18 protein-coding genes and 2 pseudogenes are annotated in these 22,515 nt (G+C 65.6%); 6 read left to right on the top strand and 14 right to left on the bottom strand.

The window, feature by feature from the left end:
* Positions 1 to 636: a TetR/AcrR family transcriptional regulator gene (locus tag ACV7NQ_RS45200; RefSeq protein ID WP_463365093.1), complete on the top strand. Its 636-nt coding sequence runs from the start codon at positions 1 to 3 to the stop codon at positions 634 to 636.
* 26 nt (positions 637 to 662) lie between these two features.
* Here the strand turns inward: ACV7NQ_RS45200 and ACV7NQ_RS45195 are convergent, their stop codons facing one another.
* The 4 genes from ACV7NQ_RS45195 to ACV7NQ_RS45180 all read right to left on the bottom strand — a co-directional run bounded on the left by ACV7NQ_RS45195 (position 663) and on the right by ACV7NQ_RS45180 (position 4,528).
* A complete protein-coding gene (locus ACV7NQ_RS45195; RefSeq protein ID WP_463365092.1) occupies positions 663 to 1,265 on the bottom strand; it encodes a phosphoribosylanthranilate isomerase in 603 nt (200 codons plus the stop codon).
* Positions 1,266 to 1,344: 79 nt separating this feature from the next.
* Positions 1,345 to 2,223 (bottom strand): amidohydrolase family protein, encoded by an 879-nt coding sequence (locus tag ACV7NQ_RS45190; RefSeq protein ID WP_463365091.1) that lies wholly within the window; start codon positions 2,221 to 2,223, stop codon positions 1,345 to 1,347.
* A complete protein-coding gene (locus tag ACV7NQ_RS45185; RefSeq protein WP_463365090.1) occupies positions 2,224 to 3,276 on the bottom strand; it encodes a nucleoside hydrolase in 1,053 nt (350 codons plus the stop codon).
* A 43-nt stretch (positions 3,277 to 3,319) separates the two neighbouring features.
* Positions 3,320 to 4,528 (bottom strand): FAD-dependent monooxygenase, encoded by a 1,209-nt coding sequence (locus tag ACV7NQ_RS45180; protein ID WP_463365089.1) that lies wholly within the window; start codon positions 4,526 to 4,528, stop codon positions 3,320 to 3,322.
* A 100-nt stretch (positions 4,529 to 4,628) separates the two neighbouring features.
* On the opposite strand from ACV7NQ_RS45180, the gene ACV7NQ_RS45175 reads away from it, so the two are divergent.
* Entirely contained in the window at positions 4,629 to 5,207 is a 579-nt protein-coding gene (locus ACV7NQ_RS45175; RefSeq protein WP_463365088.1) for a TetR/AcrR family transcriptional regulator, read from the top strand.
* Positions 5,208 to 5,211: 4 nt separating this feature from the next.
* On the opposite strand, the gene ACV7NQ_RS45170 is transcribed toward ACV7NQ_RS45175, so the two are convergent.
* Positions 5,212 to 5,355 (bottom strand): hypothetical protein, encoded by a 144-nt coding sequence (locus ACV7NQ_RS45170; RefSeq protein WP_463365087.1) that lies wholly within the window; start codon positions 5,353 to 5,355, stop codon positions 5,212 to 5,214.
* A 341-nt stretch (positions 5,356 to 5,696) separates the two neighbouring features.
* On the opposite strand from ACV7NQ_RS45170, the gene ACV7NQ_RS45165 reads away from it, so the two are divergent.
* On the top strand, positions 5,697 to 6,470 hold the full coding sequence (locus ACV7NQ_RS45165) for a thioesterase II family protein (protein ID WP_463365086.1): 774 nt from the start codon (positions 5,697 to 5,699) through the stop codon (positions 6,468 to 6,470).
* Here ACV7NQ_RS45165 and ACV7NQ_RS45160 read toward each other — a convergent pair.
* Together ACV7NQ_RS45160 and ACV7NQ_RS45155 are read right to left on the bottom strand one after the other, a co-directional pair.
* Entirely contained in the window at positions 6,459 to 6,842 is a 384-nt protein-coding gene (locus ACV7NQ_RS45160) for a DUF2784 domain-containing protein (protein WP_463365085.1), read from the bottom strand. The genes ACV7NQ_RS45165 and ACV7NQ_RS45160 overlap by 12 nt on opposite strands.
* A gap of 132 nt (positions 6,843 to 6,974) precedes the next feature.
* Positions 6,975 to 8,432, bottom strand: coding sequence for an SDR family NAD(P)-dependent oxidoreductase (locus ACV7NQ_RS45155; RefSeq protein ID WP_463365084.1), 1,458 nt, complete (start codon positions 8,430 to 8,432; stop codon positions 6,975 to 6,977).
* 1,323 nt (positions 8,433 to 9,755) lie between these two features.
* Here ACV7NQ_RS45155 and ACV7NQ_RS45150 point away from each other — a divergent pair.
* The gene (locus tag ACV7NQ_RS45150) at positions 9,756 to 11,333 is read left to right on the top strand and encodes a tyrosine-type recombinase/integrase (RefSeq protein WP_463365083.1); all 1,578 of its coding nucleotides are present in this window, start codon (positions 9,756 to 9,758) and stop codon (positions 11,331 to 11,333) included.
* 72 nt (positions 11,334 to 11,405) lie between these two features.
* Here the strand turns inward: ACV7NQ_RS45150 and ACV7NQ_RS45145 are convergent, their stop codons facing one another.
* From ACV7NQ_RS45145 to ACV7NQ_RS45125, 5 genes and pseudogenes are all read right to left on the bottom strand, one after another.
* Positions 11,406 to 12,098 carry an IS66 family transposase gene (locus ACV7NQ_RS45145; RefSeq protein WP_463365082.1) on the bottom strand — a complete coding sequence of 231 codons (693 nt, stop codon included), beginning with the start codon at positions 12,096 to 12,098 and terminating at the stop codon, positions 11,406 to 11,408.
* 5 nt (positions 12,099 to 12,103) lie between these two features.
* A complete protein-coding gene (locus ACV7NQ_RS45140; RefSeq protein ID WP_463365081.1) occupies positions 12,104 to 12,889 on the bottom strand; it encodes an IS66 family transposase in 786 nt (261 codons plus the stop codon).
* A gap of 930 nt (positions 12,890 to 13,819) precedes the next feature.
* Positions 13,820 to 15,761, bottom strand: a pseudogene (locus ACV7NQ_RS45135) (transposase).
* A 158-nt stretch (positions 15,762 to 15,919) separates the two neighbouring features.
* On the bottom strand, positions 15,920 to 16,684 hold the full coding sequence (locus ACV7NQ_RS45130; protein WP_463365080.1) for a TnsA-like heteromeric transposase endonuclease subunit: 765 nt from the start codon (positions 16,682 to 16,684) through the stop codon (positions 15,920 to 15,922).
* Between the two features lie 427 nt (positions 16,685 to 17,111).
* Entirely contained in the window at positions 17,112 to 18,071 is a 960-nt protein-coding gene (locus ACV7NQ_RS45125) for a DUF6924 domain-containing protein (protein WP_463365079.1), read from the bottom strand.
* A gap of 589 nt (positions 18,072 to 18,660) precedes the next feature.
* On the opposite strand from ACV7NQ_RS45125, the gene ACV7NQ_RS45120 reads away from it, so the two are divergent.
* Positions 18,661 to 19,629 (top strand): zinc-dependent alcohol dehydrogenase family protein, encoded by a 969-nt coding sequence (locus ACV7NQ_RS45120; protein ID WP_463365078.1) that lies wholly within the window; start codon positions 18,661 to 18,663, stop codon positions 19,627 to 19,629.
* A 50-nt stretch (positions 19,630 to 19,679) separates the two neighbouring features.
* A complete protein-coding gene (locus tag ACV7NQ_RS45115; RefSeq protein WP_463365077.1) occupies positions 19,680 to 19,808 on the top strand; it encodes a hypothetical protein in 129 nt (42 codons plus the stop codon).
* A 640-nt stretch (positions 19,809 to 20,448) separates the two neighbouring features.
* Here ACV7NQ_RS45115 and ACV7NQ_RS45110 read toward each other — a convergent pair.
* Both ACV7NQ_RS45110 and ACV7NQ_RS45105 read right to left on the bottom strand, forming a co-directional pair.
* Positions 20,449 to 20,613 (bottom strand): hypothetical protein, encoded by a 165-nt coding sequence (locus ACV7NQ_RS45110; RefSeq protein WP_463365076.1) that lies wholly within the window; start codon positions 20,611 to 20,613, stop codon positions 20,449 to 20,451.
* 127 nt (positions 20,614 to 20,740) lie between these two features.
* A pseudogene (locus ACV7NQ_RS45105) lies at positions 20,741 to 22,471 on the bottom strand (IS1634 family transposase).
* Positions 22,472 to 22,515: the final 44 nt, after the last annotated feature.

Raw genomic sequence — 22,515 nt, 5'->3', positions numbered from 1 at the left:
GTGAGTGCGGAGACGGATACGTCGGCCAACACCTGGCGCGGCAGCACCATGGCCAGCCGCTCGGCCGAACGACGCGATCAGCTCCTGCACGCCGGATACGAACTGCTCGGCGCCGAGGGCGCGGTCGCAACCACCATGCGGGCGGTCTGTCGGCACGCGGGCCTGAGCCTGCGCTATTTCTACGAGAACTTTCCTGACCGCGAAACTCTGCTCGTCGAGGTCTACGACCAGGTGGCCCAGCAACTCCTAGCGGCAGTCAGCGCCCGGTTGCTCGACGCGCCCACAGACGAAACAGGCCGCATCCGTGCCGTTTTCGACGCCGCGGCCGAGTACTTCGAAGACGACCCGCGCCGCGGCCGGATCATGTTCCGCGAAACCCTGGCCGACGACACCCTCCGTGCCCACGGCTCCACCATGCTACCCACCTTCGTCCTGCTCGCCGCCGCGCAGCTGACACCGGAAGCCGCCGCCCGCTTCAGGGCCGGACCCGACCGAATCCCTCTGCCGGTCACCGCGATCTCCGGCGCGCTGGTCGCCCTGTTCCTCGACTGGCTCGGCGGCAATACCGAAATCTCCCGCGACGAAGTCGTCGACTACGCCACCCGCCTGACCATCGCCATCCTGGCAGTCTCCTGACCGCCGACGGCCGCGACCGAGCCCTGCTACCCGCGCGCCGCCTCGATGAAGGCGCGGATCAAGCTCGGGGACTTCACACCGCGCTCGCTCTCCACCCCGCTGGAGACGTCCACACCCCACGCGCCGGTGACCTCGGCGGCGTGGTGGACGTTGTCCGGGTGTAGGCCGCCAGCCAGGAGCCAGCGGCCCGTGGGAGGGGTGAACTCGGGAGAAGCCCAGTTCCATGGTTTGCCCGAGCCCGGGGCGGGGGCGTCGAGCAGCACCAGGTCCTCGCCCAATTCGCCACAGTGGGCCGGGATTTCGGTGGCGGCGATGGCGCGGATCAAGGTTCGGGCCGGTGCGCGCAGGGCCTGGTAGTACTCCGGGCCCTCGTTGCCGTGTAGTTGGACGGCGCGGATGCCGCTCTCCTGTGTCAGTTGCCGGACCAGGGTCACGGACTGGCCGCGGAAGACGCCGACAGTGTGCACGTGCGCGGGCACACGCTGCGCGAGATGGCGGGCGGTCGCGGCGTCGACTGTGCGTGGGCTGGCCGCGAAGACGAAGCCGATCGCGTCGGCTCCGGCAGCCACCGCCGTGTCCACGTCCCGCTCGGTCCGCAGACCGCAGATCTTGACGGAGAGATCGCTCATGCCTCTGAGTGACGTCGTCCGCTGCTTCTATCACGATGTGCTGTCAGGTTTACCGTCGCCTCGGCCTGACAACCCGCCGTCAGTCGATCTCGAAGAGCCGGGCCGCGTTTCGATAGCAGACCTGCCGCAGCCAGGCATCGCCGAGATCGAGCTGTTCCAGCGCGTGGATCGAATGCGCGTAGGAATACGGGATATTCGGGAAATCGCTGCCGAAGAGGATTCGGTCACCGAAATCGCGCAGCCTGCCGCGCTCGGCTGCGGGGAAGGGCGCGTCGGCCTCGCTGAAATCGGTCCACACCATGGTGGTGTCCAGGCGTATCCCGTCGTAATCCTCTGCCAGATCGAGGAATTCGGAATACTCCGGGGTGCCCATGTGCGCGACGATCAGTTGCAGGCGTGGAAAGCGTTGTAGCAGTGCCGCCATGGGTTCCGGTCCGGTGTATTCGCCGGGCGCCGGGCCGGACCCGCAGTGGATTAGCACCGGAATCCGCGCGTCCTCGATCATGCCCCACACCGGATCGAGCAGCGGGTTACGGGGGTGGAAGCCGCCGACCTGGATGTGCACCTTGAAAACTCGGACACTGCGCTCGATCGCCGCCTCGACATAGCTCACGGCGTGGTGCTCCGGGTAGAACGTGGCGGTGTGCAGGCAGTCCGGCGTGCGTTCGGCGAACTCGGCGGTCCATTCGTTGAGCCACGCCGCCATATCCGGCTTGTGCGGATACACCAGCGAGGTGAAGGCGCGAACACCGAAGCCGCGCAACGTCTTCAGCCGAACCTGCTCGTCGTCGCGGTAGGCGATCGGCCAGGACTTGCCGACGAGCGGACCCGCGGAATCGAAATACGCCCACACCTTGGCCATCACCTGGTCCGGCATGAAATGCGTGTGCACGTCGATGATTCCGGGTAGGTCCAACCGCGTGCGAAAATCGGCGAGGTAGGTGTTGTCGTCGATCATTCACGCGTCCTTCGGTGTCGTGGGCGGGTACACGGCCCTGGCGAATTCGGCGACCCTGGTGATCATTCGATCGAAGAACGCGGCCGGATCCGTGCCGATCACGATGTCGGCATTGGGTTCTCGGCCCCACATGCCCGCCCAGTCGGCGACCGTGGTGGCCCGGGTCAGCGTGCCGACCAGTTCGACATCGACCGTCGCGGGCCGGGTGCGCGCCAGTGTGGGGTCGAGTGCGACCGCCGCGGCGAACGGGTCGTGCATGTGCGCGAGGTAACCCTGGTCGTAAAGGCGGTGGAAGTCGAAGTAGAACCGCACCGCATCGGTCAGATACCGGACGATGGGGTTGCCGGCCACGGATCTGGCATCCGCCGAATCGGCTTCCGACACCATCTCGACGGGCAGGCTGCCCGCGCGCCGGGCCAGCAGCGCAAGGTGTTTCGGGTGCATCTCGATGGTCTCGGTGATATCGAGCGCGCACACGATCGGCCGCCGGTCCGGCGGTGCCGCGGAGAAGGCGTCGAAGACCTCCTTGGCCGCCTCCGGATCGACGTGCACGTTCCATTCGTTGGTCGGCGTGGTGTTGCCGGGATGGTTGAAGGCGCCACCCATGATGACCAGCCGTTGCAGCAGTCGCGGCAGCGCAGGCTCCAACCGCAGGGCGAGCGCGAGATTGGTCAGCGGCCCGGTGCAGAGCCCGACGATCTGTCCCGGCCGCTCGCGCACCAGATCGACCCACATCTGGGCGGCCGAACGAGGGGAGAGCGGCCGTGTGGATTCCGGCAGCTCCGCGTATCCGACGCCCTGCGGACCGTGCGTGTCCTCGGTAGTGCGCAGTGGGATTGCCAGTGGCTCCGCGGCGCCGAGCGCGACCTCGATGTCGGGCGCCCGGCACACATCCAGCCATGCGAGGTTATTCGCCGCCACCCGTGGTGCGGGCACATTGCCCGCGGTGGCTGCGATCCCCACGATGTCGGCCTCCGGGGAGGCCAACAGATAGACCAGCGCGAGAGAATCATCGATCCCGGTATCGACGTCCATGATGATCTGCTGGCGCATCTGTCGAGCGTAGCGAGGGCCACCGGGCCGCCCGGCCGGAGGTTCAGTACGAGGGCAGCTTGTAATTGTCGGTGTCGGTCAACATCTTCGCCATCACCGGTCGCAGCAGTCGCGAGGTCATCAGTTTCATGGTGGTGTGGGCCATCCGGGTACCGAGGCGCGAGGTCGGCAGCATCATCTTGATGCCGCCGCCTGGCAGCTCCTTGGCCTTGGCGAGGAACGGGGTGACGATCGCCTCGTAGCGCGCCAGCGCGCTGGCGAGATCGTCTGGGGTAGTGGCGATTTCGCCCGCGAGGACATAGGCGCCCAGGATAGCCATCGCTGTGCCCATGCCGGTCAGGGGGGAGCCGGAGAACCCGGCGTCACCGAGCAGGGTGACCCGGCCTGCCGCCAGCGTCGGCATGTCGACGCGCGCCAGCTCGTCGAAGTAGAAGTCCGGCGTCGTGCTCATCGCGGCCAGCACCGCGGGGGCCTCCCAGCTAGCTTCCGCGAGCATGTCGTGGATGATCCGCTGTTGCGCGGCGACATCGCGACGCAGTGCGGGGTCGGCGTCGGTGCGCAGCGTGATGATCGCCTTCGACGTTGCCGGGTCGGAATCGGGACGGATCCCGACCGCGGCGCTGGGCACGGTGTGCATCTTGAACCACCCCGGCTCGGACCCGGCCGGGGTGGGGATGGTGAAGAAGGACATGTAGCCGCCGAGGTAGGTCACGAACTGCTCCTCTGGGCCGAATGCCAGCCGCCGGGTCGCCGAGTGCACGCCGTCGGCGCCGATGACGAGATCGAATCGTTCGATGGCGCCGGAGGCGAAGGTGACCTCGACGCCCGTGTCGTCCTGTTGCAGGCCCTCGATCCACTCGCTGTAGCGGTAGTCGAGTTCGCCTCCGGTTCTGGCGAGTTCGGTGAGTAACACCTGGTTGAAATCGCCGCGGGTGATCTCGATCTCGGCGACCGGGCCTTTGCCGTCGAACATCTCCGCGGGCATCCGCGCGAACTCGCGTCCCTGGTCGTCGACGTAGGCCATACCGCGCTCGTCGAGCTGATACTTGCGAATACCCGGCATCAGCCCCATCTGCTCGGCCGCCTCGCGGCTGGGGCCACGCAGGTCGACGGCCTGGCCGCCGGGGCGGGGCTCGGCCGCGCGTTCGACGATCGTGGTCCGAATACCCGCGCGCAGCAGCTGCAGCGCCACGGCGTTGCCCGCGATGCCGCCGCCGCTGACCAGGACGTGGAGGGTGTTGGTGGTGCTCATGACTGGTTCCCATCTGAAGGACTAATGTCTTAGACATATGTCTAACATAGTGTGGAACGGGTGTCTAGTACGAATGTCTGAGACGTTGTACTGTGAGGGTATGGGAAACCGAGAAGATCTGCTGGCGGGAGCGCGTAAGGCCATCATGGAACGCGGTGTCGCGAAGACCACCGCCCGGGATATCGCGACGGCCGCCGGGGTGAGCCTGGCCGCCATCGGCTACCACTTCGGCTCCAAGGAACGGCTGATCACCGAGGCGCTGGCGGAGGCGCTCGGCACCGGCATCGGGGACAGCATGGACGCGCTGATCCGCGAGTCGAGCGGCAAACCGCTGTTGCAGGCGTTCGCCCAGATGTGGGATGGCATGCACGAGGTGTTCGAGGCGAACCGAGAAGGCATGCTGGCCAGCTTGGAGAACCTGGTGCGGGTGGCCCGCGCGCCGGAATCCCAGACGTTCATGACCGACAGCTTGACCTCCGCCTATACCGACCTCGGTCGAGAGCTGCGCGAAGCACATCCGGAACTGGAGCAGAGCACGGCGGACGCGATCGCCGAGATGTGGTTCGTGCTCACCCAGGGTCTCGGCGTGCTGTGGATGATCACCCGCGGAGCGAACCTGCCGGATGGCGCGAAGATCGCCAAGGCGATCGCGGCCGTGGCCAAGGACTCGGGCGCCTGATCGGTCAGTCCTTATCCGGCACCGCCTCGGCGGTAATGTGTCGCAACCGCGGCACCCGGGTCAGATCGAGCACCTGGACGCCGCAATGGCTGCAAAGGTGTTGCGCCGATGGGCAATCCGGGATGAATTCCTGCCATTCCACGGTCATCCAGGACAGAACGCTGGAGCAGCCTTGCTCTATGGGATCATTCGACGCAAGTTGGATGTTCCAGCCCTGCCCTGCCGGTGGCGGGGCCAAACGGGCGACCGCGGACGACGCGAGTTCCGAATTCAGGTCGAAGCACAATCCGTGCCCACTGCCGTAGGGCGATCGAGCATCTCGCGACGCGTTGGGGCGTGTCCCACCGGCACGGGCGGAAAATCGTGTGGGCCGAACTGGATCGGGACCGATCGGCGCCGGCTCGGGCGGCGGGGTAATGGATGCGCGCTCCCTGCGATGAGGGAAGGTAGTTTCCCAAACAGCTGTTCCCAAACAGCAAGGAGGTCTGCGTGGGCAGAGCTATCGAAGCCACACCGTGGTTGCGGATGCTGCGGTCCGATGCTGCGGCACGCCATCAACTGATTTGTCTGCCGCCGGGAGGCGGATCGGTCATCGCGTATCGCGCGCTGGCCGCGAAACTCGGTGCCGGGATTGCCGTTGCCGCCGTGCAGTATCCGGGCAGGCAGGATCGACTCGGCGAGCCCGCGATCGGGGAGATGGACTCCCTCACCGATCGGATTGCCGAGGAGGTATTGCGCCAGAGGCCGATCGAGCGGCTGTCGCTGTTCGGCCACAGCATGGGCGCAACTGTGGCGTTCGAAACGGCGCGACGCCTCGAGCGCGCCGGGCAGCCGGTGACGACACTGTTCGTTTCCGGCCGTCCCGCACCGCCTTTCGTGGAATCCCGGCGCCTGCACCTCGCGTCGGACCACGAGTTGATCGGCGATCTGGAGCGGCTGGCGAACGATCCGGCATCGGTTCGGGTCCTGCGTGATGAACCGAGCCTCGCGGAGTTGGTTCTGCCCGCGGTCCGCAGCGACTACCAGGCCGTGGAGACCTACCGCTATCAGCCGGGTGACCTGCTGGCAGGCGATATCGCCGCACTCGTGAGCACCGAGGATCCCACGGTGACCACGGAACAAGCCGACGAATGGCGCGACCACACCACCGGACACTTCGAGCGTGCGGTGTTCCCCGGTGGGCATTTCTATCTCGACGAGAAGGTTGCCGAGGTCGCCGACTTCATCACACAGAACCTGGCGCGGCACAAGTCACTGACGTGACAGCTGCGCCGCGGCGGCCCGCCGTCGCGACAACCACACCAACCCCAGCCACGACACCGCGACACACACCGCAACCAGCACCCGCACCAACCCCAGCGCACTCTCGGGGTAGATGACCCCGGTCAGGTAGTGGTCGATGAACCCGCTCGGCGGGAGCCCGGCCACGCCTGCCCGGTGCCGCGCCCAGTTCTCCACATAGGTCAGCGGACAGTCGATTCCGAACAGGACCGTGCTGAATCCCCAGCCGAACGCGAGCAAATGCAGCCAGATGGTGCGCGGCCAACGCCACGCGATAAATCCGCCGACCACCACATAGCCCACGAACGCGAAATGTACGGCGGCGATGACGTCGGCCAGCAGCCGGTAGAGCACGCTTCAAGCGTAGAACCCCAAGTTAAGGGCGGGGATCGCATGCGGCGCACGCGGTGACAGGGACCTCAGTGGAGTCGACCCTGCTCAATGCGCGTGATGGTCTCGACCGTTCGATCGAAGGACGCGACGGCGTCACCAAGGAGACGGTTGGTAGTCCTTGAGGAAGCAGCCGAACAGGTCGGTGCCGTTTTCACCCTGGACGATCGGGTCGTAGACGCGGGCGGCGCCGTCGACCAGGTCCAGCGGCGCGTGGAAACCCTCTTCGGCCAGGCGGAGTTTGGTGTAGTGCGGGCGTTCGTCAGTGATCCAGCCGGTGTCGACGGCGGTCATCAGGATCCCGTCTTCCTCGAGCATTTCCCGGGCGCTGGTGCGGGTCAGCATGTTCAGCGCGGCCTTGGCCATGTTGGTATGCGGGTGACCCGGGCCTTTGTAGGCGCGGGAGAACTGGCCCTCCATGGCGGATACGTTCACCACGTACTTGCGCCGGGCGGCTGCCGCGGACATGGTCGGGCGCAGTCGGGAGACGAGAATGAACGGCGCGACTGAATTGCAGAGTTGCACTTCCAGGAGTTCGGTCGGATCCACCTCGGCGACGGTCTGCACCCAGCTGTTGGTATGCGCCAGATCCGGCACCAACCCGCCCGCGTCGATCGCTACGCCCCGCGAAATACGTTCCGGCGTAGCCGATCCCGCGACGAGCGCCAGTTCCGCGATATCCGCGGCGGTCAGGCTCGGGGCGAGCGAGGCGGTCAGCGCGGTGGGGTGTGCCTGCGTGGTTTTGCCGAAGGTCACCACGTCAGGTAGCACGCCCGCGGGCAGCGGACCGGATTCGGCATCGACCAGCGCGCTGTAGGCGCCGGGGGAGCGGCGCACGGTCTGCGCCGCATTGTTGATGAGGATGTCGAGGGGACCCTGTGCGGCGACATCGTCGGCGAGGGCGACCACCTGGGCCGGGTCGCGCAGGTCGATGCCGACGACGCGCAGCCGCTGCAGCCAGTCGGCGCTGTCGTCCATGGCAGCGAAGCGGCGGATGGCGTCGTTGGGGAAGCGCGTGGTGATGGTGGTGTGCGCGCCGTCGCGCAGCAGCCGCAGCGCGATGTACATGCCGATCTTGGCGCGACCGCCGGTCAGCAGGGCGCGGCGACCGGTGAGATCGGTGCGGGCGTGGCGCTTGGTGTGGCTGTTCGCGGCGCATTCCGGGCACAGCTGGTGGTAGAAGGCGTCGACCCGGGTATAGCGCTGCTTGCACATGTAGCAGGGGCGCGGCCGGATCAGCGTGCCCGCGCTGGCGCCCGCCGCGTTCGAGGTGAGCGGGATGCCTGCGGTCTCGTCATCGATCCGGTTCGGCGATCCGGTCGCCGTCGCCGCGACGACCGCACGATCCGCCTCCGCTACCGCGTTCTTGGCTTCGCTGCGCCTGCGCAGCTTGAGCTTCTTGAACATGTGCCCGACGGCGCGCTGCACCGCGATCGAATCGGGATCGTCCTTGTCCAGTTGCCCCGCCTTGTCGAGCACGCGCAGGCAGATTGCCAGCTCGGCCGGGTTGATGGCCTGGGTATCGGGCAACGTCGACACGGTGTTCTCGGCCATCGGAATGCGGGTTTATCCTTTGTGAACTGGGGCGGTTGACGCGTCCATTGTCGCATCGACGCCCCCGCAGGTCTGCGCGGGTGGTCTCAGGGGTCGAACCGGGTCCCTGGTCGTGTTCCATCACAGAAGACGTACCGGCGACGGAACCCGTTCAACGGCGGTATCCACGCCGAGCCGCGTGGCGGCGGCCAGAACCGCGCAGAGCAGTTGGTCGCGGGCTCGCCGATGCAGGTAGCTAGGACGGGTTTGGCGGTCTCCGGTAGCGCGTCGGCCAAGGGTAGTGCCTGCGACCATCGGCCTGGCGCACGAGATCGGCCAGCAATGCTGCCGCCGGACATCCCTCCCAGGGCCTCACTCAGACCATTCCAAGAACCTTCCAGTCGAACCATGTCAACGGAACCTCCAGCAACATCACCGATCCGGTAGCAAATGTCGCTGCCAGCATGGAAGACGTGTACAAGCGCTATGGCGTCTCTGCCGACGGCCATGACCTGCAGGTAAAAGTCCAGCAGGCGGACCCGACCCGTCCGGCGAAAGGTTACTGAGCTCGCCGCGTGACCCTTTGTTGACATCATGCCAATAGTGATGGAATCTGATGACGACGGGCCCGCGCCGAGGCGGGCCCGAGGCGAGCAAAGGATCGGACGATGGCACGCGCCGCGTGGAGTGATGATGAGGTCGAGGCGGTACGGGACCTGGCCAAGACGTTCTTCGAAAAGGAAGTCGTCCCGCACGAGGAGAAGTTCGTCGCACACTGTTAGGTTGAATGACTGAAATCGTCGTCTACCTGCATCATTCGTGCCGGAGGGATCGGACGCCAGTGGCACGTGCCGGAGGGCGGCGGTGCCGTCATCCGCCAAGATCGATTTTTGGGGGAAATCGGGGGAGTTCTCCGTCCTCGGCGACCGGTCCGAGGTTGATGCTTGGGCAACTGGACAACGGCTAGCAAACCATCTACGAATCCGTCGAAGAACATCGGCGTGTCGCGTCCGTCGTCGCTTCGTGTCGCACATGTCGACAGCATCGTGACTGCCCTCGGTGAAGCATTCGTGTCAGGCGCATGAGTCGAAGCTGTTGCGGCTGAGCAGATCTGATGGCATTCTGTCCAAGCAGATTCTGCGCTGATGGTGCGTCTCACCTCAGCCGCGTCGAGGGTCTAGATCGGCGCGACACCGGCAATCATCCGAAACTCGGATTCCTGTGCCGCCATCCTTGACCCAATCTCCGCATCGCGCTCCACCTAGCGCACGACGCCTCGGAGGTCTGCCGTGACTTCGCCTTCTGCCCGGACTACCCCATGCGACTCCGATAAGGCCGCCTGACATGGGGTATGCGAACAAGCGAGAAACGAAGAAGGACGGGCTCTTTTGGGAGGCCCGATATAAGGCCGAAAACGGCAAGTACAAACCGATCCTCGACGCCAACGGCAAGCCAGTTCGGTACTGGACGCCAGAATCAGCCAAAGAGGCGGCCGACCGCGCCGAGATCGAATTCGAGATCCAGTCGAAGGTAGCCGTTCCCGCCGCACATCCGACCCAGCCGAACGATCCTGACGTCCAATCCTTCGAAGACTTCGTGAATGAATGGCTGGACGAGCAGGACCTGGCCGAAACCACGATGGCGAAGTACGAGTCCCATATCCGATGTCATCTGCTGCCCGCCTTCGGTCACATGGGCTTAAGGAGCATCAAACAGGGAAATATCACCGGATGGGAGAGGAAGCTGCGCGACGCGGGATATGCCCCTGATAGCATCCGCTCCTACCATGCACTGCTGCACGTGATCCTCGAAGATGCTTTGGATGAACAGAAGATCACGAGCAACCCCGCCAAACGCAAGCGCGGCCGCGGTCAGCGTCGGTGGGAGGAAAAGGACAACGCTCCTGCGAAGGTGATCACCGACGGATTCGGCGCGCTGATGATCGCGGAGCGAATGGCTTTGCTGGCTGGGCGTGAGGATGAGCTGGTGTTCGAACTCGTGAAGTTCTACACCGGGATGCGCTTCAGCGAACTGCGGGGCCTGGAAGTCGAATTCGTGCGCGACAGACTCATCGATGTCCAGTGGCAGCTGGTCGAGGTGAACGGTCGATGGATTCGTCGCAGGCCGAAGGGAGGGCGGACACGGAAGGTGCACCTACCAGAATTCCTGTGGCACATCCTGGTCGACTTCATCGCCCGCACTCAGCCGAGGCCCTGCGCCTGCCACGGCCGGACATACGTGTTCCGGGGCCACGGCAAGCGAATGGTCCGAAAGGGCGATGTGACCTCGGAGGCAATCGCACAACACCTGGGCATCTCGCTGAGCACAGTCTCTAACGCCATGCGACCCGACGGTCAGGTGGCGGAAATGACTCGACAGCGCGTGCGTGACGCCGCCGCTGAACTTGGCTACGTGGCGTGGGCAGAACGCGGGGTTGTTGACCACTACCGGAGGGGACGCTTTCGCGCGTCGCTGTTCATGCCAGCGGTCTCCGGTGTCTACCCGAAGTCTGGAAAGGCCCCGGCGCGTCCAGTGCCCATTTCGACCGGCACATTCCCTGGCGTGCCAGTTCGGGGACGCGACGCGAGCGCTCGTGCCGATGGTGTGTGGGAGCCCATCGCGGAAGGCATGACACCGCATGGGAATCGACGATCTCACCGCACGAACCTTGTCGAGCTGGACACACCGAAGAAGCTAATCGATGCACGAATAGGCCACAGCGACCCGTCAGTGCAGGCGACCTACACCGAGATCACGCAGGTCATGATCGACAAGCTGATCCGCGACCTAACCGACGTGTGGAATGACGCGCTGGATAAGCGGCTGGCACTGTGTCCCACGTCGCCGGTCCCGATGTTGAACGATTTGCTTCAGAGACGAGCGAGTGAATTGCGGCGGCAGGATCTCCGGGGCGCTGTTTAGAGACTGACCGCGCTACCTTTTAACCTCAAAACCGTTCAGCTAAGGTGTCTCGGATAGTGCATTCGTAGCTATTCAGCTGGGCGCATTTCCCCTGTTCATGCCGCGTACGCGGCATGAACAGGAGTGAGGGCAGGCGGAAGCCAGGGGCCGGTCGTGAAGAGTTGGGTGAGGACGTCGAGTTTGTCTCGGCCCCCATTTGGTGGCGGTGTCGAGGTAGGAGCAAACGACGGCGAAGTCGGTGAGTCCTTGCAGTGTTCGCCACGCTCCGCCGGAGGTTCGTTGCTGTATTTTCACTGGCCGCAGCGTTCTTTCGGCTTCATTGTTGGTGAACGGGACGGTCAGGTCGGTCGCGAACCGGAGGATCATGTCCTCGAACCGGGCGAACCTGTTGATGAGCGCGCGGGCGTCTGTGGCCAATGTGGTTGTCCGGTCTAGGTTTTCGTCGCGGCCGTGGGCCAGCGCGCCGAGGTAGTGGTTGCGTAGCGCCGCGAGCGCCTCGGGAGCCAGCGCGGTGCCGCCGCCGTCGCGGACCGCGGTCGCGGCGCGGTGGGCATCGAGCAGGACATCGGCCATCGCGGCGGCCCAGACCTGTCCGTCGGGGTCGGCGTCGTTGATCGAGCGCAGGTCTCTCAACAGGTGCGCGCCGCACCAGGCGTGGATCGCCGGCAGATGCGCGTAACCGGCGTAGCCGTCGCGGACCAGCACCCCGGTGAACCCCGGCAACACCTTCCCGGCGTCGATCGCCTTCGCCGAACGACCACCCACATGCATCAACGTGAGGTATTCGGTGCGACGTGGACATACGACAGTGCTCCCGCGGCGCGGCCGGTGGTCTCGTCGGCGTGCAGAACCGGCGCGGACACCAGCAATATCCGCATCCGGTCGATCCAACTGTCTTGCAACAACTTCGCCGCCCGGCCACGCACCCCGGCCAGGAACCCGGACGAGACATCCATGCCGCACAACGCCGTGAACACCTGCCGGGTCCGCCCGACCGGCAGGTAATGCCCGCAGGTCAGCAACGCTGCCCGGGACAGGGCCAACGGCCCTATCCGCACGGGAGACCCCGATCCGGCCAGCACGCCACCGTGCTCTCCCGCGGTGTCCCAGTCCGCGGCCGTGATCGTCCCGCAGCCGCATCGGCGCGAAACACGTTGGTACTCGGTGATTTCCGGGGCCGGAGTCGGCGGGATGTCAACGACCTGGCGGCGCTCGCGCGCAACCTCGTCGCCGGCGTCGAGCGGCCCGGCGCAACCTCGACAGCAATCTGGTTCGAGCACAACGATTTTCCGGTCCGGATCATCCGACAACGACCGCGACGTCGACGGCGAACCTGGCTGCTTGCCAGGTCCACGGCCCGACCGCGACCGCGACGACCGCTTCTTGGCAGGCTTCTTGTCCCACACCGGGTCCGAACCCGGCGGACGCGAGGAATTCGACGAATCGGCGTCAAGGCGCCGCTCCAACTCCGCGATCCGATCCGCCTGCGCCTCGACCAACGCCGACAACCGAGCCACCTGCTCCAACAGTTGCTCATACGTCGGCGAATCCGGCACCCGAACACCCTACCGAGATCCCGCCCCTACACCAGGTGACACCCGTCAAACACTCAGGGGGACAGCTGAATAGCTAGAGCGCCGGGATAACAGCAGCGAGTCGATGTCCACGAACGCCCTCGTCTCGCTATCGTGTGGCCGACGCGGAGCGCGCGATACCGCGCCGCCGCTGATCCGCCTGCCGAATCTGGTTGTACCGCAACTCGATATAGCTCACGATGATCGCGGTAGGGACCGCCGTTGCTAGCGGCCCCCCGCACAGATCCCAGCGTGCGGAATTACCGCACTGGGCTCCTGCCTCGGGTTCTGGCGTCGAACCGCGTGTCGGGAAATGGATGCTTCACACGAGCGGGTGGTAGCCATCGTTTTGTGAGGCGGTCCATCCGGACCCAGTTGAGTCGGGTTCGCTGGCTTCGGCGCCGCAGCGCCTTGAACCAAAGCCGCCCGACCTGGGTGCGGAAGGTTGCGACCGCGTCGGTGTTACCTGGCACGGCGTAATAGGCGAGGTGGCCTGCCACTACGCTTCGCAGCCAGTGCCCTTGTTGATGTCGGCGTCGCTTGAGTTCCACATTGACCTCCGACAGCTTGGTCCGCATCCGTTTCGAGATGGTCTTGCGCTTCACCCAGAATCGCCCCTTCCTCGTCAACCCGCACATGTGCGTGAAGCCCAGGAAATCGAACGTCTCGGGTTTCCCGACGCCACGAGCCCGTCGGTGCCGGGCAGCGTGCCGCCCGAACTCGATAAGCCGCGTCTTGTCCGGGTGCAGCTCCAACCCGAACTTCGCGAACCCCGCCGAAGTCCGATCGCGGGCAAGAGGTTTGGGGCCGTGTGTATTTCGGTGACGAAACCACGCCAGCCTTCCAGCGTGGTCAGTTGCAGGTGCCCGTCCTCTCCGTCAGGATCGTCGGCCTGCCCGGGGCCGGTGTGGGTCACCATCTCTTCTCCGCTTCAGCGAAGGGGTCGAAGATCGGCAGCGGGATTACCTTGGCCATGCGGTCCGGGCGGGGGTCGCTGATCTGGTCCGGTTCGTCATCGCCGATGTTGCTGTCGACCGGAGCAGGCTGCGGGGGTATCGGCGCGGCGGGTGGGCTGGCCTTCGTGCGGGCAGCGACTCGGTGGTCTCGTCGGCTCAGTTTCGCCGAGCCCGCGCTATCACCATCAGCGGGCCCGGAGTGTGCTCGTTTCAGCAGGTCGGCGACCGCATCGGCTAGTTCTTCCTCTGTCGCTCCCGGCAGGCTGCGGCGGGTGTGGTCCCAGGCCATTTCCCCGAACGGTGCGGCGACCCGGTGCAACTGCTTCCAGAACACCGGTATCCAGCCGCCGTCATCGTGGTGGTGGTTGCGGACCCAGATACGGGACACGTCGTAGGGTCGTAGTGGATCTCCCAGAGATCCCTGCGTTCGGTCACTCCGGATCGCTGGTGCCGCAACGGATTGAGGGCCTTGTCGTCGTAGGTGCGGTGACTGATCCTCACGCCGTAGGAGTTGATCGCCCGCCAGGTCGCCGGAAGCAGTTCGATGTAGTCGTCGGCCGACAATGCGACTGGAACATATCCGGCGGTTTCGACCAGGGCCGCGTATTTCTCGTTCGGGCTGAACATCCGTCGCGGGTGCGCCGGATCGCGTAGCCCGTCATGGGCCGGTTCTGCCAGGCCGCCACGATCCACTCGTCCAGCAGGCCCTGCAACTCCAGCAGCGACCACACCGCCTGCTGCTCGACGTGCCGGCCTCGCCGTTCGGCATTGAATCCGGTGTAACCGGCGACGAACTGGGCGAACAGGGTGCCGACCGAGCCCAGCATCCGCTCGATATGGCCCTTCTCCCAGCCCGACGCGTCGTGGACGGGCTGGAAATTGATCCCCAGAAAGGCGCACGAGGCCCGAAAGTTGCGGGAAATGAACACCTTTCCCTGATCAACCACGATCGTCTCGGGGATGATAACCGGTCGGGCGGCGGCGTGTTCGAGCCGGGCGTCGATGTCGAGCAACTGCTGGAACGGCAGTGCCGAGCGTGCCATCGCCAACGCTTGCGCCCAGCCGGGCCGCATCGGCTCGGGCGTGACGGTCCGGGCCAGCAGCACGCTCGCGTCCACCGACTTGGTGGTGGGCCGCAGCACCGCCGCGGTCACGGTCCTCGTCGCGACATCGATCATGCCGGTCAGATCGACCCGGCCCACGACCCCGTCGTCCAACCGCACCAGCACGTCCAGTGGGGTCGAGTCGATCTGCATCACCTCACCCGGCGCCCACGCGTCCGTCCCGCCGAACGGCCCGTCCGGGCGGTCGGCCAGCGACCGGCGGGTCCGTGCCGAGCCGGTGGTGTGCTTGCCCGCAGACAGCTTCTCCAGCAGCCGGTAGAGGCTGCGCCGCGACGGCAACTTCACCACGCCGGGACCGTGGATGTCATCCAGGATCTGCTGCGTGCGCCAGAACAGGTAGGTGGCCGTGCGCGTGGACTGCTGTGTGGTCTCCTCGATCGCCTGCCGCATCGCCTCCACCACCGCCTGGTCCACCCGCCCGTGCGGAGTGGCGGGTTTGCCGGTGCGGCGATCGGCCATACCGGCCACTCCGTGCATTTCGTAGCGACGCCGCCGTTTTGCGATCGCGCTCGCGGTCACCGGCCTCCCGGCCGCGGTCAGCTCCTTTGCTTTCGCCTGCTCACGGCGGGTCAGCGACACCCGCATCGGGTCGTATTCCGGCCTCGGCATGGTCCCAGGCGGGGCCTGCGACGGCACTCCGCGCAACACCTCGACAATGTGGCACTCCCACCACAACGCTTCCGCCGCAACCGCTTCCGGCAAGCCATCCAGTCGCGTCGAAGCCGGAACCGGTGGTCGTGACGGCGCGTGGACCACCTCGAAGCCTTCGGCCATCGCCAATTCGGCCGAGCCGACATCGGTGACTATGCCGTCGGTGTCCGCGAGCCGCACCCCCGTGCCAGACACCGCGATCACCGTGTGCACCACACCGGCCAGCCGCACCCGGTCACCGATCGACAACCCAGCCGGCCGCCGCGGCCGACGTCCCCCGCTCACCGATACCCGCCGATCCCGTCAGCGGTCTGGACCATCGTTGCCGGGCCCAACCGCTCCCGCGTCAGATCGGCGACCAGCTCGTGGCGCCACATCAGGTGAAACGGCGCCGGTAGCAGCATGATTCGATCCCCGATCGCCTCAGCCCCCGCAAGTAATGGCGATCGCTCCATGAACACCTTCCGCAACCGCGCCACGACCTCGGCTCGGCCAGCGCACCGCGGATGCCGGTAGCGCGCCAGCCAGCGCAGGTTGGCGTTGAGGATCGGATCGATCTCTCCCGCCCGCCGAAACTCCCAGCCCAGAAACGAACACACCTGCGCCGTCACCTCGAATGCTTCAGCGTCGCTGTCCTCGATCCGGTCATCGGCGCGCACGTCGACCACCAGCCCGGTCCCGTCCACTCTCCGGGCGAAGTAGTCCGGAGCATGCCGCCGACGACCTTGCTCGCCCTCCCAGCACAGCCAAAACGGTTGCGACGCAATGCCGATCACCGACCGGTCGAAGTCGAGCGCCCGGACGTGATCACGCTCGAGCCACGACTCGAAACCCACGTGGCGCGCGGTGGTCGACGTCCACCACCAGCCCGGGAAATGTCCAAGCCCTCTCGACCAGCGGAACGTGCGCACCGGCCGCACGTCCTCGAACCGCACGCCCGCGCACGACGACAGCCTCAACCGCCGCTCGGCGCCGACAGCGTCGACGAAGTCCAGCTCAACCAGCCCCGCAGAGGTCTGCGCCCACTCGACAGCAGCATCGGCCACCGGCCACCATCCCGCCCGATACGATCAAGACAACGAGCAAACTGTAGTGGCAGAACCAGTCGGACGAGCAAGATTCATTGGCACAGAGCAAGATTGACTGTCACAGGACAGCCGTCGAGGCCACGAGTTCTTTTGAGACCCTACACAGCTCATGTAGGGTCTCAAAATTCGTGGCAACCGCCGGTTGATTGACCTGGCCGTTCGTGGACTGTCTCACGCAGTGGCGGGCGGTGCTTATCTCAGTTCGATGGCATTTCTTCGGCTTGGTCGGGGTTATTCGGCTGGTGTGCTTTGTCAGCGAATCGTCCTTGTGGGACTTGTGAATGGCCGTTTCCATGACTCATCGACGCCAGCGTTCCGCGCGCGATGGTGATGTCGCCCCCTGCTGTCCGATGCTCACGGCAGGAGGGCAGCACAGCCTACTTTTTCAGGAGCCCTCCCACCACGGCTCCGTGTCCTCCACGGCGACGAACTCGTAAAAGTCCATGTTGCTGATCTCAAGGTTGCACGCGAGCGATCCGACCATGCGGCAGGGAAGGACGGCAGGCTGCCCCGGAGTGTCGTAAAGGTCGACAGCGGTCAGCGGTCGGCCAGGCTCGGCAAAGGTCCTGGCATCAGCGAGAACGACCAGCGTGGTGTGCTCCTCGGTGTGCTCCTCGGGCGGCGGGACCAGCGCCGGAACCTGCCCCGGCAGCAGGCCCTCGAAAGCTCGGTCGTCGACGACCAACGTCGTCAGCGGATAGTGCTCCACGTCGATCTCGTCCGGGTCCAGGTCTGCGCCGACCCAGCCATCCTCGTCGGCTCCACCCAGCTCGTCGAGCAGGGCGCGCCAGCCCTGCTCGTCGTCGAAGAAGGTACGGACCAGCAGTACGCCAGCGGTGGAGGGCAGTGCCGGGAAGGGCCGGTGCGGCAGCGCCGTCGGCGCGGGGAACGCCGGCCGACCGCCGTCCCCCTGGTACATGCCGCACACATCCATGTTGCGCACCAGGTGGTCGAACGTGAGTGCGCCGCCCAGCAGGTCGGCCAGGATCTCGCCGAGCCGTGCCGAGGGGACCCGGACGCCGCGCCCGGGTATCGCCGCCAGGTCCACCAGCAACGGCCCGTCCCCGCCGTATACCACCGGAATGTCCGCCAAGACGACGACCAGCGGCACCGTGCCGCCGTCCGCGACAAGCGCCGGGACGTTTCCGCCGCGCAGGAAGTGCCACCCGCAGTCCTCGATCGGTCGCAACCGCACTCCGCTGCCCCCGACGACGAGCACATCGCCTTCCCGGCGGGCCGCGATCTCGTGAAGTAGCTTGCCCCACAGTGCGGTGCCGTCCTCGTAGCACGTACAGACCAACAGCACTTCACCGGTCTCCGACTGGGGAAGCTTGGGAAAGGACATGACTCTCCTTTTGAAAGGCTGCTGCGGTCGTCTTCGGCGGCGGCGCGCTGTGTCCTGCGCCCGCTGCGCACCGGTGTCCAGAGGAACCGGTGCGGCATACCGCTGGCCTGATTATCCGGGTTGAGCAGCACATCGCCCTTCTCCGGCGTGGCGCGTTACACTGCCCGCCCACCACATCTTATATATACTGGTAGAGACGTTTTTACCGGCGACTCGGAGGCTGTGGCCGGAGTTTGCTAGCGCCATGCTCCAAGAGCGCGTCAGGGCCGTCATATCGTCATATCGTCATAGTGCTCATACCGTCATAACTCTCGGTCGGCTCCAGTGTGGGTGGGCGGCTTTGCTGTCGGCTTCGTCGCCGCTGTTGTTCTGAGATCGGTTGCGGCACAACACCTCTGCGGATGAGTGGTTCTCGACGCCGGACAGGCGCGGCCCGCTCGTCATCGGTCCGGTGTCACCACGACATAACCCGGTTTCGACGGTTCGCTGCGTGAGCAGCCATGCAACTAGAGGTAGGAGCCGCTGATTAGCAGCCTCGGCAGGCAGCCGCTCACACAGCGGCCCCCACCTTCGATGGAGAGGAATTAATATGCGCGCCATCCAGATTGAACAGTTCGGCGACCCCGCGCAGGTGCTCCGCGTCGTCGACATCGAGGAGCCGCCGCCACCGGGTCCGCATGAGGTTCTGTTGAGCGTTGAGGTCTCGCCGTTGAACAAACACGACCTACTGGTTGTCACCGGCATGCTGGCGCGACCACCCCTGCCCCACATACCAGGCGCAGAGGGGGTCGCCCGCGTGCTTGCCGCTGGCGCCGAGGTCGATGGACTTCAAGTCGGCGATCTGGTCGTGCTACCCCTGTATGCCGGTGCGTGGCGTGAGCGGCTCGTCGTGCCCGCCGACGGCCTGTTCGCACTCCCCGCCGGCGGCAACATCGAGCAGTACTCGATGCTGGGCAGCAACCCCCCGGCGGCAGGGTTGATGCTCAGTGAATGCACCCCCCTGCAGCCCGGTGACTGGGTGGTTCAGAACGCCGCGAACTCCGGTGTGGGACGGTCATTGATCGGGCTAGCCAAACTTCGTGGACTGAAGACGATCAACCTGGCCCGTGACGACTCAACGTTCGCCGAGCTCACAGAGGCCGGGGCCGACGTGGTCCACATCGACGACCCCGATGCGGTCGGCGATGTTCGAGCAGTGATCGGCGACGCGCGAGTGGCGCTGGCAGTGGAAGCCGTCGGTGGTCCGGGGGTGGCGCGGCTGCTCGAATTGCTTTCCGACGGTGGATGGTTGGTCAGCTATTCCTGGGCCAGGGACGAACCCATGTGGGTCGACACCTCGACACTGGTCGGCAAGCACCTCACCGTCCGCGGATTCTTTGTCGGCGACTTCGACTACCGCGACAAGGTGGTGCCTGTCATTCGTGAGGCGGCACCGCTGGTGGCCGACGGCGCCCTCGTTGTCCCCGTGGCGGGCGTGTACCCCCTCGAGCATATCCAGGACGCGGTGCAACATCTCCTCCGTGGCGGCAAGATCCTGCTGAAAGTGGCGGGGCGATGAAGGCGACGAGCGCGCGACACCTCGGCACGGTGCGTTGACAAGATGTTTACGTGACCAACCGACTTGACGCCCGGCATCGCGCGGAACAGGCCGAACGCATGGCGGCGACTGGCGCGACATGGCAGGAGATCGCCGACCAGTGGGCTACCGGAGCCGCCAGGCGGCATCCCAGGCAGTGAAGCGGCTGGGTGACCGGTCCCAGCCCGAGACCACTGAACAGGCCCGTGCCAAGCACGACAACGCCCTGCGGCTTCTCCAGCGCAGCAACTTCACCCGATACCTGACGGCGCTACAGGCTGGCTGAGGACAACATGGCGCTGCAGTACTCCAAGGAGATCAGGAGCACCGTTGCCGAGCGCGCCAAGATAGTCGGTGCCTACGCGCCCCAGCGCGCCGAGGTGGACGTGAACGTGTCCACCGACCCCAGCGCGATCATCGACCGCATGGAGTCTCGGCTTCCAGGGTTGTCTTGCGAGGACAAACCCTCTCTACCGGGAGTCCGCTGCCTGCTTCCACGACACCAAGCCCCCCAACAAAACCCACTTGACCGGCCACCTCACCCCTTAACCGCGCGGCATTGGGCCTAAGGCCCCTCGGGAGGCTGGCATACCTGGCATCGACAGCAACCGCCACTTGAGACCAGGATGCTTTCGACACCACCGCGCTCGCCAACTCGAATCCTCCTGCTGCGGAAGGCAACCGGCGAAGATCATCCACCAACCAACCAGCAGAGGGAGCGGAATCTCAAAATCATGGCGGATCCGCCATATCACCGCCATTCATTCTGAGATTCCGCCACGAGTTCTGAGACCCTACAGCTCATGCGGCGATGAATCGTGCGCGGTCGAACTCGTAGCCGCGAATGCCGGACAAGAACGCGTCAACTTCACCTTGGTCGAAGCGGAGTTTCACGTCGCCGCCGGGCTGCGTCGTCGGATCGGCCGCGCTGAACACGTAGAAGTTGTCGTGCAGCGTCACTTTCATGCACAGTCCATCGCCTGGGTTCCGCAGCTGGGGTGGTGTTCTAGTACACAATTATGTGCTTTGACCTGCGGATATGCGTGTGGAGTCGCTTGTCGCGTGTGTTACTAGGCGTTGTGGTTGTTGCTGGTCAGCGGTTTGTGGGGCTGATGTCGAGGATCTTCTTGGGTAGCGGCAGGTCGAGTTGGGCGTAGATGTCGATCTGGGGCTTGGTGGGTTCGGTGCGTTGACGGCAGGTGCCTGCGGGTCCGGTGAAGGTGACCGCGTGTAGGCGGTTCAGTTCGCGGCGCAGGACCGGCCAGGTTCGGTCGGTGCGGGTTTCGGCGATGCGGACCAGCAGCAGCGCTAGCCAGCACAGCAGGACGTGGGCGCGGATGCGTTCTTCGAGTCGGTGGTAGACCGGTCGTAGGTCGAGCACGGATTTCATGTCCCGCCAACCGCGTTCGACTTCGAGGAGCTGCTTGTAGCCCACGGCGATGTCCTCGGCGGACAGGGTGGGGTCCGAGCAGCGCAACAGGTACTTGCCGTCGTGGTTGGCCTCGGTTTTGATCTTGGCCTTGTCGACGCGCAGCAGCCCTCTGCCGGTGACGCGCAGGAAGCGGTTCAGGCCGGGTTTGGTGGAGATACGACCACGCAGCTCACCACGTTTCATCGAGGAAAGCGCGTCGCTGCCCGCGATCAACTCCTCGAGTTTGGCAACCAACTGGGCCCGCACCGCGCCGTCGCGGGTGGCGGCGTCGGGGTTGAAACAGATCACGAACCTGTCGGTGTCGCCGACGCGGACCTCTTTGACCTGTAGGTTCCCGGCCACGACCTGGTAGCGGCCCTGTCTGGACAGCGCGGTCTTGACCTCGGGGCTCTCGGAGCGCAGCTTCTCTCCGATGATGTAGTGCCCGGCGCCGCGTTGCAGGTATCGGCGGTTCTCGGCCGAGGAGAAGCCGCGGTCGGCGACCCACACCACCCGGCCCAGGCTCCAGTCCCGCATTTCGTCTTTGACTTGGCGGATCAACGCCGAGTCGGAGGTGTTGCCCGGCCAACACCACACCCGCACCGGGATGCCGTCGCGGGTGACGGCCATCCCGATCACGATCTGCGGCAGGTCATCTCGGGAGTCCTTGGACTTGCCGTAGGTGCGAAACCCCACACCCTCGCCCACGCCGTCTGCGTCGCTGCTGCCGTTGTTGTCTGCTGCTGCCGGGGTGGGGTCCCCGCGCCAGTTGCGGGCCACCGCCGCGTCGGCTTCTTCGACCTCGAAATAGGTTGAGGTGGAATCGAAAAACAGCAAGTCCACCTCGAGATTAAGCAGGTCGGCGACCTGGTGGTAGATCGCCTTGGCCAGCTCGTCGCGGATCTCGAACAGCCAGTCCATCGCCCGGTAGCAGGCGTCGTCGCTGACCTCGTCGAGCCCATCGATGTGGGCGTCGCCGCTGATCTATTCCGCGGCAGCCAGTTTCGACGACGGAGCCAGAGCCCGGTTGGCGACCAACGCGAACAGCACCCGCTCCACCGGTGAGGTCATCTTCCGGCCCGTCAACAGCGTGTTCATCGTGGCTGCGATGCCGTAGCGACGCCACAACCCGTCCAACACGTCGGTGCCGCCGAGCGGACGCGACGACACGAACGCCAACTCCGAGCGTCCGCCTGCGGCGGCGGTGAACGCGGCGGCCGGGTCCAGCACGCGTGACAGCGACGCGATCAGCCGCTCGATCGCGGCGGTGTCGACCTGGTCGGTGCGGCCGAAGCTGTAGAGGATCTTCGTGCGCGAGGTCCGGGCCGACCGATCCCACTCGTTGTGAGCCAGTTGCAGGTAGGCGACCTGGCTGCCGTCGCGGTTACGCCGCTTCACCTCCCGCAAGAACATGTCCCAGACATTACGAGCATTTACACAGGTAAAGCAAATGAAAC

Source organism: Nocardia sp. Tas62D01, from assembly GCF_055232035.1.
Note: the sequence above shows the minus strand (reverse complement) of the source record. Positions and strands in the feature narration are given on the sequence as shown.

Coding starts and splice junctions, on each gene's coding strand:
- ACV7NQ_RS45180 (WP_463365089.1), bottom strand. CDS start 4,528: ATGAGCACCACCAACACCCTCCACGTCCTGGTCAGCGGCGGCGGCATC.
- ACV7NQ_RS45190 (WP_463365091.1), bottom strand. CDS start 2,223: ATGATCGACGACAACACCTACCTCGCCGATTTTCGCACGCGGTTGGAC.
- ACV7NQ_RS45120 (WP_463365078.1), top strand. CDS start 18,661: ATGCGCGCCATCCAGATTGAACAGTTCGGCGACCCCGCGCAGGTGCTC.
- ACV7NQ_RS45185 (WP_463365090.1), bottom strand. CDS start 3,276: ATGCGCCAGCAGATCATCATGGACGTCGATACCGGGATCGATGATTCT.
- ACV7NQ_RS45125 (WP_463365079.1), bottom strand. CDS start 18,071: ATGTCCTTTCCCAAGCTTCCCCAGTCGGAGACCGGTGAAGTGCTGTTG.
- ACV7NQ_RS45150 (WP_463365083.1), top strand. CDS start 9,756: ATGGGGTATGCGAACAAGCGAGAAACGAAGAAGGACGGGCTCTTTTGG.
- ACV7NQ_RS45195 (WP_463365092.1), bottom strand. CDS start 1,265: ATGAGCGATCTCTCCGTCAAGATCTGCGGTCTGCGGACCGAGCGGGAC.
- ACV7NQ_RS45155 (WP_463365084.1), bottom strand. CDS start 8,432: ATGGCCGAGAACACCGTGTCGACGTTGCCCGATACCCAGGCCATCAAC.
- ACV7NQ_RS45175 (WP_463365088.1), top strand. CDS start 4,629: ATGGGAAACCGAGAAGATCTGCTGGCGGGAGCGCGTAAGGCCATCATG.
- ACV7NQ_RS45110 (WP_463365076.1), bottom strand. CDS start 20,613: ATGAAAGTGACGCTGCACGACAACTTCTACGTGTTCAGCGCGGCCGAT.
- ACV7NQ_RS45170 (WP_463365087.1), bottom strand. CDS start 5,355: ATGACCGTGGAATGGCAGGAATTCATCCCGGATTGCCCATCGGCGCAA.